Below are 15,420 nucleotides of genomic sequence, written 5' to 3' on the forward strand. Positions count from 1 at the left end.
CAGAACTCGGCGAATCCGTCACCGAAGGCACCATCACCCAGTGGCTGAAGTCCGTCGGCGACACCGTCGAGGTAGACGAACCACTGCTCGAGGTCTCCACCGACAAGGTCGACACCGAAATCCCTTCCCCCGTAGCAGGCACCCTGGTAGAAATCCTCGCCGACGAGGACGACACCATCGAGGTCGGCGAAGTCATCGCCCGCATCGGCGACGAAAACGCCACCGCATCCTCCTCCGAGGCCAAGCCAGAGCCACAGGAAGAAAAGAAGGAAGAGCCCAAGGCAGAAGAAAAGGAAGAGAAGAAGCCAGAACCGAAGGCTGAGGAGAAGAAGGAGTCCAAGCAGGATTCCTCCCTGAACACCTCTGCCAAGGTCAACAATGGCGACAACGTTCCTTATGTCACCCCACTGGTACGCAAGCTGGCTGAAAAGCACGGCGTAGACCTCAACACCGTTGAGGGCACCGGCGTCGGCGGCCGTATCCGCAAGCAGGACGTGCTCGCCGCTGCTGGTGAGGGCGATGCACCTGCCAAGTCTGGCGCACAGTCCGATAACTCCCCGCGCGCTCGTTGGTCCACCAAGTCCGTGGATCCGGCCAAGCAGGAGCTCATCGGCACCACCCAGAAGGTCAACCGCATCCGCGAAATCACCGCCGCCAAGATGGTCGAGGCGCTGCAGATTTCTGCGCAGCTTACCCACGTTCAGGAAGTCGACATGACTGCCATCTGGGATATGCGCAAGAAGAACAAGCAGGCGTTCATCGACAAGCACGGTGCCAACCTGTCCTTCCTGCCATTCATCGTGAAGGCTACAGCCGAGGCTCTGGTCTCCCACCCGAACGTCAATGCGTCTTATAACCCAGAGACCAAGGAGATGACCTACCACTCGGACGTCAACATCGCTATCGCCGTTGACACCCCGAAGGGCCTGCTCACCCCGGTCATCCACAAGGTACAGGATATGACCCTGCCGCAGATCGCTCAGCAGATTGCAGAGCTGGCCGATAAGGCCCGCAATAACAAGCTGAAGCCGAACGATCTCACCGGTGCTACCTTCACCGTGACCAACATCGGTTCCGAGGGCGCCATGCTCGATACCCCGATCTTGGTTCCGCCACAGGCCGGCATCCTGGGCACCGCGGCTATCGAAAAGCGCCCGGTCGTTGTCAACGAGAACGGCCAGGACGCCATCGCCATCCGCCAGATGTGCTACCTGCCATTCACCTACGATCACCAGGTAGTTGACGGTGCGGACGCGGGCCGCTTCATCACCACCATCAAGGACCGCCTGCAGACCGCTGACTTCCAGGCAGACCTCGAAGTCTAAAGGTTCTATCGCCACTTAAAGCCTCTTAGCCCCACTGCGGGGCTAAGAGGCTTTAGCTATATCTGGGGTGCCAAGTGGGGGTGATGGATCCAAAAAGGCCGGACTAATCCATCCCTTTTTATTCGATGTGTTGGGGGAGACTTGCCCCTAAGCCCATGGTGAGCGCACTGGGTGCAGTTCTATACAGTGACGCGCTGCATAAAAGTTTCCAAAGCGGGATCGGCTCACCCATTGTTAAACATATAATTGGGGCGGTTACAGCCACTGTCCCCCTATTAAGGAGTCTCACTGACATGGAATTCATCTCCCGCCACCTAGGGCCGGATTCTGCGGAGCAGGCCACCATGCTTGCGAAGGTAGGCTACGACAGCGTGGACGCGCTGGTCGATGCCGCCATTCCGTCGAAGATCCGCGCCGCAGAACTGCCTCAGCTTCCTGAGGCACTCTCGGAAGATGAGGCGCAGGCTACATTGCGGGAGTACGCCAACCAGAACACCGTGCTGAAGTCCTTCTACGGACAAGGCTTTTCTGACACCCTCACCCCCGCGGTCATCCGCCGCGGTTTATTGGAAGACGCGGGATGGTACACCGCCTATACCCCATATCAGCCAGAGATCTCCCAGGGTCGTCTTGAAGCGCTGTTGAACTTCCAGACCATGATTGAGTCCCTGACCGGTCTGCCCATCGCGAATGCATCCTTGCTGGATGAGGCCTCCGCCACCGCGGAAGCCGTGGGGCTTATGTCCCGCGCGGTCAAGAAGGGGCGCCGCGTGGTGCTGGATTCTCGCCTGCACCCGCAGGTGCTTACCGTCGCCGCGGAGCGCGCCCGCGCGATTGACCTCGAGGTAGAAATCGTAGACCTGCGCGAAGGCCTCGTGGGCGAGGATCTCATCGGCGCAGTAATCGCCTACACCGGTACCGAGGGCGATATCTTCGATCCCTCCACCATCATCGAGGAGCTGCACACTCGCGGCGCACTGGCTACCGTGGCCACTGACCCGCTTTCGCTGCTCCTGCTGGAGGCACCTGGCTCGCTGGGCGCCGATATTGTGCTCGGTTCTTCCCAGCGCTTTGGCGTTCCACTCTTCTTCGGCGGCCCGCACGCTGCCTACATGGCGGTCACGGAAAAGCTGAAGCGCCAGATGCCTGGCCGCATCGTAGGCGTGTCCAAGGACGCGGATGGGCGCCCCGCTTACCGCCTGGCACTGCAGACCCGCGAGCAGCATATTCGCCGCGAACGTGCCACTTCCAATATCTGTACCGCGCAGGCACTACTGGCCAACGTCGCCTCCATGTACGCCGTCTACCACGGCCCGCAAGGTCTCAAGGCCATTGCCCAGCGCGTCCACGCGCTCGCTTCCTCCTTTGCACAGTCCCTCAAGGATGCCGGGAAGCAACTCGTGTCCGAGGACTTCTTCGATACCGTTACTGTCGCCGGCGTAGACGCCGCCACCATCAAGGCTGACCTCCAGAAGGAGGGCTACCTCGTGCGTACCATCGGCGAGGACAAGGTATCGGTGTCCTTTGGTGAGTCGGCGACCAAGGAGGACGTCGCCAAGCTCGCCCACGCCTTCGGCGCCAATGCCGCTGAGGCCGACTTTGCTCTGCCGGAGAACCTGCAGCGCGGCGAGGAGCCACTGCAGCACGAGATCTTCAATCGCATCCACTCCGAGACCCAGATGCTGCGCTACCTGCGCAAGCTAGCCGATAAGGACTTGGCGCTCGACCGCACCATGATTCCGCTGGGCTCCTGCACGATGAAGCTCAACCCCACCGCCGCCATGGAACCCATCTCCTGGCCGGAGTTTGCGGGCATCCACCCCTACGCACCAGAGGAAACGACCGCCGGCTGGCGCGCCTTGGTAGACGAAATTGAAGGCTGGCTGGCCGAGGTCACCGGCTACGCCAAGGTCTCCATCCAGCCCAATGCCGGCTCCCAGGGCGAGCTGGCGGGTCTATTGGCCATCCGCCGCTACCACGTAGCCAATGGCGATAACGAGCGCGATGTAGTGCTCATCCCAGCTTCCGCGCACGGTACCAATGCGGCCTCGGCAACGCTGGCTAACCTGCGCGTTGTTGTGGTCAAGACCGCCGAGGATGGCTCTATTGACCTGGCAGATTTGGATGACAAGATTGCCAAGCACGGCAACCACATCGCCGGCATTATGGTGACCTACCCGTCCACCCACGGTGTCTTTGACCCCGAGGTTCGCGACGTATGCGATAAGGTCCACGCGGTGGGCGGCCAGGTCTACATCGACGGTGCGAATATGAACGCGCTGACCGGCTGGGCCCGCCCAGGCCAATTCGGCGGCGATGTTTCCCACCTCAACCTGCACAAGACATTTACCATTCCGCATGGCGGTGGCGGCCCGGGCGTGGGTCCGGTCGCAGTAGCCGAGCACCTCATCCCCTTCCTGCCCACCAACGCCGCGGATCCGCAGCTGGATGCCACCACCGCTACCCCGGTAGGCCAGGGCGTGCCAATTACCAATACCAAGTACGGCTCGGCTGGTGTGCTGCCGATTTCCTGGGCGTACCTCGCTATGACCGGTGCGCAGGGACTGGCCCAGGCCTCCGCACACGCGATCTTGGGTGCGAACTACCTGGCCAAGTCCTTGGAAGATTCCTTCCCGGTGCTCTACACCGGCAATGCTGGCTTGGTTGCGCACGAATGCATCCTTGATCTGCGCGCGCTTACCGACGCCTCCGGCGTCACCGCCGCTGACGTAGCCAAGCGCCTCGTGGACTTTGGTTTCCATGCCCCGACCCTCGCCTTCCCGGTGGCCGGCACCCTCATGGTCGAGCCCACCGAGTCTGAAGACTTGGGCGAGCTGGACCGCTTCATTGAGGCCATGCGCACCATCCGCGCCGAGATCCAAGAGATCATCGACGGCGAGGTGTCCTACGAGGGCTCCGTTATCCACCACGCACCATTTACCGCGGAGTCCGTAGGCGCCGATGCGTGGGAGTTCTCCTTCAGCCGCGAAAAGGCAGCGTGGCCTGTGAAATCCCTGCGCCACAGCTACAAGTACTTCCCGCCGGTGCGCCGCATCGACGAGGCCTACGGCGACCGCAACCTGGTCTGCAGCTGCCCACCACCAGAAGCTTTCGACATCGACGATTCTGAGGAGTAACCATGACCGAACTACTCACCTCCCCGCTCCATGCCGAGCACGACAAGCTCGGCGCCACCTTCACGGCCTTCGGCCCGTGGAATATGCCCTTGAAGTACCAGAATGAGCTGGATGAGCACCGCGCGGTGCGTAGCACCGCTGGCCTCTTTGACCTGTCCCACATGGGCGAAATCTGGGTCAACGGCGCCGACGCCGGCAAGTTCTTGTCCTATGCCTTCATCTCCAACTTCGAGCCCCTCAAGGTGGGCAAGGCCAAGTACTCCATGATTACCGCTGAAGACGGCGGCATCATCGATGACCTGATTACCTACCGCTTTGAAGAGGACAAATTCCTCGTCGTCCCGAATGCCGGCAACGCCGATACCGTGTGGGACGAGCTCAATAAGCGCGCCGAGGGCTTCGATGTTTCCCTGAAGAACGAGTCCCGTGACGTCGCCATGATCGCCGTCCAGGGCCCTAAGGCCGCAGAAATCCTCGTCCCGCTGGTAGAAGACAATAAGCAGGACGAGGTATATAACCTCGGCTACTACGCTGCCACCATGGGCAAGGTAGCGCGCACCTTCGCCATTATCGCGCGCACCGGCTACACCGGTGAGGATGGCTTCGAGCTCATCGTGTATAACTCCGATGCCCCACAGCTGTGGGAAGAACTGCTCAAGGCCGGCGCGGAATACGACCTCAAGCCGTGCGGTCTTGCCGCCCGCGATTCCCTGCGCCTCGAGGCCGGCATGCCGCTCTACGGCAACGAGCTCTCTCGCGATATCACCCCGGTAGAGGCGGGCATGGCGCGTGCCTTTGCCAAGAAGGAGGCCGATTTCGTCGGCGCCGAGGTCATCCGCCAGCGCGCCGCCGACGGCCCACAGGTGGCTATCACCGGTCTCACCTCCACGCAGCGCCGCGCCGCGCGCGCCGGAGCCGAAGTATTCGTGGGAGACAAGAAGGTCGGAACGGTCACCTCCGGCCAGCCTTCCCCCACCCTGGGACACCCAGTGGCCATCGCGCTGCTGGAAACCAGCGCTGAACTCGAGCCCGGCGCCGAAGTCGAGGTAGAGATCCGCGGCAAGCGCTATCCTTTTGAAGTAACCGCGTTGCCGTTCTACAAGCGCGATAAGTAAACACTTTCTCAACCAGCCCGAAAGGACTACATCACCATGGCTACCCTTCCACAAGATTTCTCCTACTCCGAAGACCACGAGTGGGTCAACGCCACCGCTGACGCCGTCGCAGGCGCTACCGTGCGCATCGGCATTACCTCCGTCGCTGCCGATCGCCTGGGCGAGGTTGTCTTTGCCGAGCTACCGGAGGTGGGCGATACCGTCACCGCCGGCGAGTCCTGCGGCGAAGTCGAATCCACCAAGTCCGTCTCTGACCTCTATTCCCCTGTCACCGGCACCGTCAAGGCCGTCAACGAGGCCGTGCACGATGACTACGCGGTCATCAACAACGACCCGTTCGGTGAGGGCTGGCTCTTCGAGGTCGAGGTAGATGAGGCCGGCGAGCTCATGGACGCCGCCGCCTACGCATCCGCCAACGGCCTAGACTAATTCGGCCCCACGCGGGAGGGTGTGCCACGCGCATCCTCCCGCTTTGCTTTGCCCACCGCACCAGAGGAAACTTTGAGGCTATGACTGCACCACGCGATCCTTTCTTCCCCGCCGAGCGCTCTATCCGCGCCTCCGATAAGCCACTAGAGGTCCGTTTCCTGGGCCGGATGGACTACCAGGAGGCGTGGGATTACCAGGCCGAGGTAGCGGCCGCCCGCGCCAAGGGCGAGCAGGGCGACGTGGTGCTCGTGGTCGAGCATCCCAATATCTATACCGCCGGCAAGCGCACCCAGCCAGAGGATATGCCGGATAATGGCCTGCCCGTTATCACCGTGGACCGCGGCGGGCGCATTACCTGGCATGGCGAGGGCCAGCTGGTTATCTATCCCATTGTCAAGCTGGCAGAGCCTGTCGACGTCGTCGACTATGTCCGCCGCTTGGAGGAAGCCACCATCCAGACGGTTCGCCAGATGGGGGTGACCACCGCTGGGCGCATCGACGGCCGCTCGGGTGTATGGGTCCCCTCCACCACCCAGGCCAAGGATCCGGCTGCCCCGAAGCGCGACCGCAAAATTGCCGCGCTGGGCATCCGTATTACCCGCGGGGTGACCATGCACGGCTTGGCGCTCAATTGCTGCAATACGTTGGACTATTACGACCACATTGTGGCCTGCGGCATCGATGACGCCGATGTGACCACCCTGTCTCTGGAACTGGGCCACCAGGTCAGCCTCGAGGACGCCACCCAGCCGCTGTTGGAAGCGCTGGACGACGCCCTCTCGGGCCGCCTCATCGTTGCCGACCGCACCTTCGGCTCAGCCCCGGATCCCACGAAGCTGGCCAATGAAAGGGCACGGGAGAGGCGTCGGCAAGCGCGGCACTAGCCCTCGTTCGGGGCTGGCGCGGAATAGGATGTGACCCTGGCGACTTATACCTAGAAGAGCTATTAGCCATCACCACCATCAACCGATAAAGTGAGTTTTTGTGACTGTAAAGCCTGAAGGACGCAAGATGCTCCGCATTGAAAAGAAGAATGCGGAGTCACCCATCGAACAAAAGCCACGCTGGATTCGCAACCAGGTCCGCACCGGCCCGGGCTACGAGGACATGAAGTCCCGCGTGGCCGGCGCCTCCCTGCACACCGTGTGCCAAGAGGCAGGCTGCCCGAATATCCACGAGTGCTGGGAATCCCGCGAGGCTACGTTCCTTATCGGTGGCGATAAGTGCACCCGCCGCTGCGACTTCTGCGATATTGCCACCGGCAAGCCGGAAGAACTCGACCGCGACGAGCCGCGCCGCGTGGCCGAAAATATCCGGGAAATGGACCTTAACTACACCACCATTACCGGCGTTACCCGCGACGATCTCCCGGATGAGGGCGCATGGCTCTATGCCGAGGTGGTGCGCAAGATTCACGAGCTTAACCCGCATACCGGCGTGGAAAACCTCACCCCGGATTTCTCCGGCAAGCCGGACCTGCTCGAGGAGGTCTTCGAGGCTAAGCCAGAGGTCTTCGCCCATAACCTGGAGACCGTGCCGCGCATCTTTAAGCGCATCCGCCCGGCCTTCCGCTACGAGCGCTCTCTGGACGTAATCCGCCAGGCCCACGACTATGGCCTGATTACCAAGTCCAACCTGATTTTGGGCATGGGCGAGACCGAGGATGAGGTCGAGGAAGCATTGCGTGACCTGCGCTCTGCCGGCTGCGATATCATCACCATCACCCAGTACCTGCGCCCCGGCCCGCGCTTCCACCCGATTGAGCGCTGGGTGCGCCCAGAGGAATTCGTCGCCCACTCCAAGCTGGCCAAGGAGCTCGGCTTCGGCGGCGTCATGTCCGGCCCGCTGGTGCGCTCGTCCTACCGCGCCGGCCGCCTCTACGTGCAGGCCATGGAAAAGCGCGGCTTCGAGCTTCCAGAAAACCTCAAGCACCTGGCCGAGACCTCCCAGGGTGCCACCGCCCAAGAGGCCTCCACCCTGCTGGAGAAGTACGGCCCCTCGGAAGAGACTCCAGTGACCACCCGCATGGCCAAGACCCCGGCTAATGCGAATTCGGCGGCGGCCACCATCCGCTAAACCGAACGTTTTCATAACGGCCTGCGCTTTTCGCGTGGGCCGTTTTAACATTTATGCCCGTTGACCTTTAAAGTAGGAGCCATGGCGAAAGATGACAAGGCAGCACTAAAGGCTGCAAAGAAGCAAGAACGCGCGGCCAAGCGCCAGCAGCGTAAGCAAACCTGGTCCCAGATGTGGCAAGCATTCAATATGCAGCGCAAGCAGGATAAGGCGCTTATCCCCATCATGCTGGGTGCCTTCCTGGGCATGGGCTTGCTCTTCTTCCTCATTGGCCTGCTTTTTAGCGGCCAGTGGTTCATGCTCATCCTCGGCTTGGGCATCGGCGCGCTGCTCGCCATGTTCCTCTTTACCCGCCGCCTTGAGCGCGATATGTACAAGCGCGTAGAAGACCAGCCGGGCGCTGCCGGCTGGGCGCTGGAACAGCAGCTGCGCAATACCGTGGGCATCGTGTGGTCCGTAAAGACCGGTGTGGCCGCCACCCGCCAACAGGATCTTATCCACCGCGTCATCGGCAACGCCGGCGTCATCTTCGTTTGCGAGGGCAATAAGAACCGCGTACGCCCCACCTTGAACCAGCTTAAGAAGCGTGTAGACAAGATCGCCGGCGGCGTTCCCATCTACGAGATCTTCGTGGGCAACGGCGAGGACGAGGTTCCCGTATCCAAGCTGCGCAATAAGGTCATGAAGCTGCCGCGCAACTTCAATAAGAACGAAACCTACGACAACATCCGCCGCATCGAGGCCATGGATTCCATGCCGGGTACCACCCCGGGCATGCCCAAGGGCCCAATGCCCCACCAGGCCCAGAACATGGCCGGCATGAACCGCCGCATGCGCCGCGCCCAGCAGCGCAAGAAGAATAAATAAGCGCCTAAAGCTAATCCCTGCTACACCGTCGACGGCGTAGCAGGGATTTTCTTATGCCCAGAAAAGTCGGGCACCTTAGGAGCGAATGACGATGGTGCCGGTGGCGCGGTCGTGCATGCCGCGTCCATCCGCATCAACCATGGCCGCTGGGAACAGCACACCGGTGAGCACCGTGCGCAGCGCCGCGCGCCATAGGCCCACGCGGGCACCGGGGACGTCGAGTCGCGCCACGCCCATCCCCAGCAGCAGCATGCCGGGGGTGCGGGCAAAGAGCCAGCCACACACAATGCCCATGATGACCCACAGGGCGTAGCCCAAGAAAGCCACACCGCCGAGTTCCGTAGTAAACATGTGGATGAGGTTGGCGATGAGCATGCACACGATCCAGTCAATCGCCACAGCGCCGGCGCGGCGGCCAACGGAAGCTAGTGACCCCGGTCCGGACTCCGGAAGACCCAGCTTTTCTCCCGGCCAGCGGCCGGGGCCTTCCATGTCATCGTATTCGCCCGGAATATTCGGCCCGTCGAGCCACGTACGCTTATCTGCCATGCTCACCAATCTAGCGGGCACAAAGTGAGATGTGAAACGAGGGGAATCGCGATGCCAACGGTAGGAACCTAGTAGGCTATAGAGAGACAATTCACCGGTCAACAACGAGGAGACAAACGTGTCTTTCGAGACAGTGCAGGACATCGTCCAATTTATTAAGGACGAGGACGTAAAGTTCGTCGATATCCGCTTTACGGACGTCCCAGGCACCGAGCACCACTTTTCCATCCCAGCAGATGAGTTCACCGTAGAAGATGCCGAAACTGGCCTTGCCTTCGACGGCTCCTCTATCCGCGGATTCACCACCATCGATGAGTCCGATATGACCCTGCTGCCGGATCCAGCCACCGCGCATATCGATCCGTTCCGCACGGCCAAGACCCTGAACATCAAGTTCTTCGTCCACGACCCATTTACCTTTGAGCCTTTCTCCCGCGACCCGCGCAACATCGCACGCAAGGCGGAAGAGTACCTGCAGTCCACCGGCATTGCCGATACCTGCAACTTCGGCGCCGAGGCCGAGTTCTATCTCTTTGACTCCGTCCGCTTTGGCACCGACGTCCAGCACGGCTTCTACGAGGTGGATTCCGATGAAGGTTGGTGGAACCGCGATAGCGAGACCAACTTCGACGGCACTCCGAACACCGGCTACAAGACCCGCATGAAGGGCGGCTACTTCCCCACCGCGCCGTATGACAAGCACGGTGAGGTGCGCGACGCCATGGTAGAGAACCTGCAAAAGGTTGGCTTCCAAATCGAGCGCTTCCACCACGAGGTCGGCGCCGGCCAGAATGAGATCAACTACCGCTTTAACTCCATGTTGCACGCGGGCGATGACATCCAGACCTTCAAGTACGTGATTAAGCAGACTGCGGCACAGTGGGGCAAGACCGCAACCTTCATGCCCAAGCCGCTGGCTGGCGATAATGGTTCCGGTATGCACGCCCACATGTCCCTGTGGAAGGACGGCAAGCCTCTCTTCCACGACGAGGCTGGCTACGCGGGCCTGTCCGATATCGCCCGCTACTACATCGGTGGCATCCTCCACCACGCTGGTGCCGTTCTTGCGTTCACCAACCCGACGCTGAACTCCTACCACCGCCTGGTGCCGGGCTTCGAGGCCCCGATTAACCTGGTCTACTCCCAGCGCAACCGCTCGGCCGCCATCCGTATCCCGATTACCGGTTCCAACCCGAAGGCCAAGCGCATCGAGTTCCGCGCTCCGGACCCATCCGGCAACCCTTACTTGGGCTTTGCCGCCATGATGATGGCCGGCATCGACGGCGTAAAGAACCGCATTGAGCCGCACGCTCCAGTTGATAAGGACCTCTACGAGCTGCCGCCGGCAGAGGCTGAGTCCATCCCACAGGCACCGACCTCCCTCGAGGCTTCCCTGAAGGCCCTGCAGGAGGACATGGACTTCCTCACCGAAGGCGATGTCTTCACCGAGGATCTCATCGAGACCTACATCAACTACAAGTACGAAAACGAGATTAACCCGGTCCGCCTGCGTCCTACCCCGCAGGAATTTGAGATGTACTACGACTGCTAGAGCTGCGCTTGCCGACGCCCCCTCTCGCCACCGGCTTTCCGCCTTCCTAGGCTCCCAAATTGCTGAGTGCCGATTGGGGGCTTTGCAGATCCTCTGTGCACTTTGGATTCAGAGGTTTTACACCGACTATTGACAAGCGCCCTTGATTCTTAGCGGTGCCCCACTCCTTGTTAATTGACTACCGCAGCGTTTTCCAAACGCGTGGCCCGTGAACAAAATTTTGCGCAAATGATTACTAAAATTGCGCATTTTGAGCTATACTTTAGTTAATCGATACCCCCTCCAAGCTTCCCATAAGAACAGCTCAATATGAGAGGGGGGGCTTTGCTATGCTGAAGCAATGAACCGCAGGAAGAAGTTCCTCAGCATTCAAGAGCAAGTCAGTTTAATTCAACGCCGTGGGTTAATCCTGCCTTCCGAAAAATCTGCTAAAGATTTCCTTGAGCGTCAAAATTATTACCGCTTTTCGGGCTACATGCGGTACTTCCAAGAAAACTTAGCCGGTGACGAAGCCAAATTCTTTCCTGGCACCCAGTGGGATGAAATAGTTAACATCTACCGGTTGGACATCGAACTTCGTTCTCTCCTTCTCCGCGGGCTCCAAGAAGCAGAGCTTGCGGCCAGGACGGCCTTTGCTCTCAGCGAAGGTGAAATCCATTCTCCTTATGAGAAGGATCTTCAGCCCACTGCTTACCGGCGCCCACCAAATCCGGCCATGCCGCCCACACACGAACTAATTATCAGTGAGCTCAAGCGGTCTAAGGAGCCATACCTCCACAAATACAAAAAGGACTCAGGGTCCGATACTGAAAGGTGGGTTTACGATGTGCCAATTTGGGTGGCCGTCGAGGCGCTGTCCTTTGGTACGTTGTCGAAAGCAATAAGCTTCCGAAAAGACAACAACCAAGTTTACGCAAAGACTTGTTCCATTCTTGGCGTAAAGAAACAATATTTAGCGCGCCAATTGCGCTCTTTTACCTTCGTGAGAAATAAATGTGCCCACTCAGCTCGGTTATGGAACAGTTTCGTTTTGGACCAACCTTCAGTTTCTAGTGCTACGAAACGGCGTGCTGAGAAAGTTTTAGGTCAAAATTACGGCGAGAACTCGCTACTAGCAGTAATTGTAGCCCTTGATAACTTTCTCTTTCTTACTAATTCGTGGGATGGATTTTTGGATGAGTATATAGAGCTGGTCAAACGAACTCCGGCTTTCCACCAAGGTATAGCGAATCCTCATCATTCATAGCCTCCTCACTGTATGAACACGCAATGGTATTCCAGCCCTTTTCTTGCGACCCCAGACACACATTTATGTGGGATTGACCCCCGCCCCTAAAAGCAATCTTAGCGAGAGTTCTCACCAGCAAAAACGACAGCAAAATTCTGATAACCCGACCGAAAGAAATTAACATGTGAGTGTGACTGATAGATTCCGCCAACTCCCGGCCCCTGGCCCCGCGTGGGGAGGCAGCCTCATGGGCACCTCCATCGTTTCGCGCCTGCTCGTGGAAGAAGGATTGATGATCTTGGCCGGCATTTTTGCCGCCATCGCGTGCGTCATCTTTGTCGTTCTCACCGCGGGCTTCTTGCGCTACCGCCATCCTAGTTTTGAGCGCACCACTATGGCGGAGTGGTCGATGTTTTTCATCGGAATCTTGGCGCTCGGTGCCGCGCTTTCCGGTCTGACGGATATCCCTACCTTCCGTCTCGTGGGCTTTTGGATCGGTGGTCCGGTTACCGTTATTACGTGGGCTATCCAGCTCACGCGCTTTGATGGCGAACCGAGGTTCACTTGGGGCTTGCCACTGGTCGGCCCTATGATTTCGGCTTCCGTTTCCGGTTGGCTGGCTAATGATTACGGCCCGCTCTACCACGTGATGGGTACGGTATTTTTCTTCATGTCCCTGGTGACGGCGGTGCCCACCTTCGCCCGCGTGTATTGGGCCGCATGGCACGGCAAGGTGGATTTCACCGGCGCGAAATCAGCCACCGCATGGGTCCCGCTAGGCGTAGTGGGCCAGTCCACCACGGCAATGCAGATTCTCTTCCCTGGCCCCGTCTCCATCTATTACGGCGTTACGGCGCTTATTATCGCCATTCCGCTGTCCATCTACGCGATGTTTACCTTCTATCCCAATGTGGCACGGTGGGTTCCGTACTCCCCGGCGTGGTGGTCCTGCACGTTCCCGCCGGGCACTGTGAGCATGGGCGGCCACCAGCTGGCATTGGTCAATGGCTCCGAGCTTATCGACGCCATTGCGCTCACCATCCCCGTCCTCCTCACCGCCCACTGGATGCTGTGCTCCACCCGCTTCCTCAGCTGGGTGTGGGAAGGAAAGAAGGAAACCGGCCCTGAAGAGCCGCTCATTAAGACTGGGCCCAAAAGGTAGCAAGGAGGCTAAGCCACTATGCGAGACGCCAGCTTTGAACGAGGCAAGCGCCGCACACGCCGCCGCACGCCTGAGGCCCGACCGCGGCGCGAGCACTGGAGCAGGGAATACGCAATCTATGCGGAAGATTCCTGGGGCATCGATGACTTAGGGTCCGAGGGCGGCGAGAATTCCGTGCGCACCTATTCCGGTGGCCGCGCAGATGGCAATCGTCGCCGGCGCCGCTGATGCATAATAGCTCCCCTATCACCTTCATCGCCTGGGAGCGCGCCAACCTGGCTGCGGTGAGAGACGTACTCGCTGGCCTGCAGCGAGACGGCATATTCCTGCGCCGCGGCCACCTGCTCTTGGAGACGTCGTGGCTTGGCACAGGCGCGCGGGACTTCTACGCCACTGCCTGGCGCTGGGACGCACAAGACTGCCCGCTCTTTTATGACCTAGCCCGGCGCGGCAAGCTCTTAATTACTATCAGCGATACCGTGATTTCCTGCGGCGACAAAGACGATATTGCCGATGCGCGCGATGGCATTGCACAAGTACTCATCGCCGCCCAGGATCCGCAGCAATTGTCCGGGCTGCTTGCCGACGCCGCAGAAGACTAGCCCTACAATCCCGGTTGCTCGCTGCGCTTCATCCAGCCCATGCGCGGGGCAAAACCGCGGGGATGTTTCATCTGCGCTACGGCGTCGGCAATCATGAGGCGGTGGCGGCGCGACACGCTATCGGGAAGCTTTGCCACGGAGAACCACCCTGCCTCGGTATTTTCTTCGTCGCTGATGACCGGCTCTGCGCCATCCGCTACTGATACGCGCAGCGCCGTTCCCATAAAGGTGCACTCATCACCGTTGGGGTAGGTCACTGGTCCGGACTGCCCCACGCCCAATAGCGCTTCCACCTTGGCGTCAAGGCCGACTTCCTCTTTGACTTCTCGCAGCGCGGTGGTGGTAATTTCCTCGCCTGGCTCGCAGATTCCTTCCACCGGGGTCCACGTACCGTTATCGGAGCGCTTTACTAGCAGCACGGAGGGGACTTCCCAGAGTGCGGCGTCTGCCGGCACATCGCGGATGATGATGGCGCTGCAGGCTGGCACAAAGATCTGATCGTGGCCAATCTTTTCGCGCAGCTGAACAATAAAATCTGGAGTCGGCATGCCACCTAGCGTAGACCAGTGCGGCGCACTTAGGCCATGGGCCCCAAGACCTCTTTAGCTAGAAGCTGAATATCGGTGGCCAACGTGAAAGACAGCTCCATGTCCGTCGGCGTGGTTTGGCAGGTGTGACCTTCTTCGAGGCGCTGCGTCGTTCCGGAAACCACGCCCACGATGGTTTGTTTTCCTTCTACTTCGCCATACACCGGACCACCGGAGTCACCATTGGTGCTGCATACGCGCGCCCTAGCGGCGAGCGAATCCCGCTGGAGTCCCTCCGAGTTCAGCTGCGCCATCTCTGCATCGTGAGAAAGCGTGCCGCAGGTCTCATCGGTCACGCGGCCAAGCTTGCACACCTGATGCGGCAGGTGAGTCAGGGAGGTGGCGACGCTATTGTCCACCGCCCCGGGGACATAGTACTCAGCGCTGCTAGTGATCTCGATAAAGGCCACATCGAGGTCGTGGCTGTCTTCGGAATAGAAATCAGAGTAGATGACCTCGCCGATAGGTTCGGCGGGGTAGCTAAAGTCGCCGTCGGCGGTTCCGGCCCAGACTTTATCGCCGGGTTTGCCGCAATGGGAAGCGGTAACGGCGATCGTGCGGGCGTCGGCAAGCGTAAATGACCATGCCGCGGTACAAGACTGGTAGTTGAAATAGGCGCCCGGCCGCGGTTCATCGCCGGAGAGATCCAAGGCGGTACCCGGAGCGAGCGGCGCCGTGGCCGGAGAATAGGACTCATTGGGAATGAGGTTTTTGTACGACAGCGCGGAGAAACTCGGTTCTTCCCCACCCCGCACCGGGCTGCAGGCTGCAAGGAACGCGGCCGTGCACAC

At 60.0% G+C, this 15,420-nt stretch carries 15 protein-coding genes; 12 read left to right on the forward strand and 3 right to left on the reverse strand.

The window, feature by feature from the left end:
- The 7 genes from sucB to MHY22_RS09880 all read left to right on the forward strand — a co-directional run.
- The coding region (gene sucB, locus MHY22_RS09850; RefSeq protein WP_239279114.1) for a 2-oxoglutarate dehydrogenase, E2 component, dihydrolipoamide succinyltransferase at window positions 1-1,325 on the forward strand (1,325 nt) is incomplete at its 5' end.
- Between the two features lie 293 nt (window positions 1,326-1,618).
- On the forward strand, window positions 1,619-4,462 hold the full coding sequence (gene gcvP / locus MHY22_RS09855; protein WP_239279115.1) for an aminomethyl-transferring glycine dehydrogenase: 2,844 nt from the start codon (window positions 1,619-1,621) through the stop codon (window positions 4,460-4,462).
- 2 nt (window positions 4,463-4,464) lie between these two features.
- Complete coding sequence (gcvT, locus tag MHY22_RS09860) at window positions 4,465-5,577, forward strand: glycine cleavage system aminomethyltransferase GcvT (protein ID WP_239279116.1); 1,113 nt, start codon at window positions 4,465-4,467, stop codon at window positions 5,575-5,577.
- 36 nt (window positions 5,578-5,613) lie between these two features.
- Window positions 5,614-6,006: a glycine cleavage system protein GcvH gene (gene gcvH, locus MHY22_RS09865; protein ID WP_005324433.1), complete on the forward strand. Its 393-nt coding sequence runs from the start codon at window positions 5,614-5,616 to the stop codon at window positions 6,004-6,006.
- Window positions 6,007-6,086: 80 nt separating this feature from the next.
- On the forward strand, window positions 6,087-6,890 hold the full coding sequence (gene lipB / locus MHY22_RS09870; RefSeq protein ID WP_239279117.1) for a lipoyl(octanoyl) transferase LipB: 804 nt from the start codon (window positions 6,087-6,089) through the stop codon (window positions 6,888-6,890).
- A gap of 127 nt (window positions 6,891-7,017) precedes the next feature.
- Entirely contained in the window at window positions 7,018-8,082 is a 1,065-nt protein-coding gene (gene lipA, locus MHY22_RS09875) for a lipoyl synthase (protein WP_005327094.1), read from the forward strand.
- Window positions 8,083-8,163: 81 nt separating this feature from the next.
- Window positions 8,164-8,949, forward strand: coding sequence for a DUF4191 domain-containing protein (locus MHY22_RS09880; RefSeq protein ID WP_239273549.1), 786 nt, complete (start codon window positions 8,164-8,166; stop codon window positions 8,947-8,949).
- Window positions 8,950-9,024: 75 nt separating this feature from the next.
- On the opposite strand, the gene MHY22_RS09885 is transcribed toward MHY22_RS09880, so the two are convergent.
- On the reverse strand, window positions 9,025-9,498 hold the full coding sequence (locus MHY22_RS09885; protein ID WP_023021155.1) for an RDD family protein: 474 nt from the start codon (window positions 9,496-9,498) through the stop codon (window positions 9,025-9,027).
- Window positions 9,499-9,616: 118 nt separating this feature from the next.
- On the opposite strand from MHY22_RS09885, the gene glnA reads away from it, so the two are divergent.
- The 5 genes from glnA (at window position 9,617) to MHY22_RS09910 (ending at window position 14,042) form a co-directional block, all read left to right on the forward strand.
- The gene (gene glnA / locus MHY22_RS09890; RefSeq protein WP_239279118.1) at window positions 9,617-11,050 is read left to right on the forward strand and encodes a type I glutamate--ammonia ligase; all 1,434 of its coding nucleotides are present in this window, start codon (window positions 9,617-9,619) and stop codon (window positions 11,048-11,050) included.
- A 340-nt stretch (window positions 11,051-11,390) separates the two neighbouring features.
- Window positions 11,391-12,296 carry an Abi family protein gene (locus MHY22_RS09895; protein WP_239279119.1) on the forward strand — a complete coding sequence of 302 codons (906 nt, stop codon included), beginning with the start codon at window positions 11,391-11,393 and terminating at the stop codon, window positions 12,294-12,296.
- A 172-nt stretch (window positions 12,297-12,468) separates the two neighbouring features.
- Window positions 12,469-13,440 carry a TDT family transporter gene (locus tag MHY22_RS09900; protein ID WP_297845791.1) on the forward strand — a complete coding sequence of 324 codons (972 nt, stop codon included), beginning with the start codon at window positions 12,469-12,471 and terminating at the stop codon, window positions 13,438-13,440.
- An 18-nt stretch (window positions 13,441-13,458) separates the two neighbouring features.
- Entirely contained in the window at window positions 13,459-13,668 is a 210-nt protein-coding gene (locus MHY22_RS09905; RefSeq protein WP_225746683.1) for a hypothetical protein, read from the forward strand.
- A complete protein-coding gene (locus tag MHY22_RS09910; RefSeq protein ID WP_225746682.1) occupies window positions 13,668-14,042 on the forward strand; it encodes a hypothetical protein in 375 nt (124 codons plus the stop codon). Before MHY22_RS09905 ends, MHY22_RS09910 begins: the two co-directional genes overlap by 1 nt.
- 2 nt (window positions 14,043-14,044) lie before the next feature.
- Here MHY22_RS09910 and MHY22_RS09915 read toward each other — a convergent pair whose 3' ends face one another.
- Window positions 14,045-14,590, reverse strand: coding sequence for an NUDIX domain-containing protein (locus MHY22_RS09915; RefSeq protein ID WP_239279120.1), 546 nt, complete (start codon window positions 14,588-14,590; stop codon window positions 14,045-14,047).
- 29 nt (window positions 14,591-14,619) lie between these two features.
- Window positions 14,620-15,420 carry a trypsin-like serine protease gene (locus MHY22_RS09920; protein WP_239279121.1) on the reverse strand — a complete coding sequence of 267 codons (801 nt, stop codon included), beginning with the start codon at window positions 15,418-15,420 and terminating at the stop codon, window positions 14,620-14,622.

It is taken from the genome of Corynebacterium sp. ACRPO (genome assembly GCF_022347205.1).
GTDB lineage: Bacteria > Actinomycetota > Actinomycetes > Mycobacteriales > Mycobacteriaceae > Corynebacterium.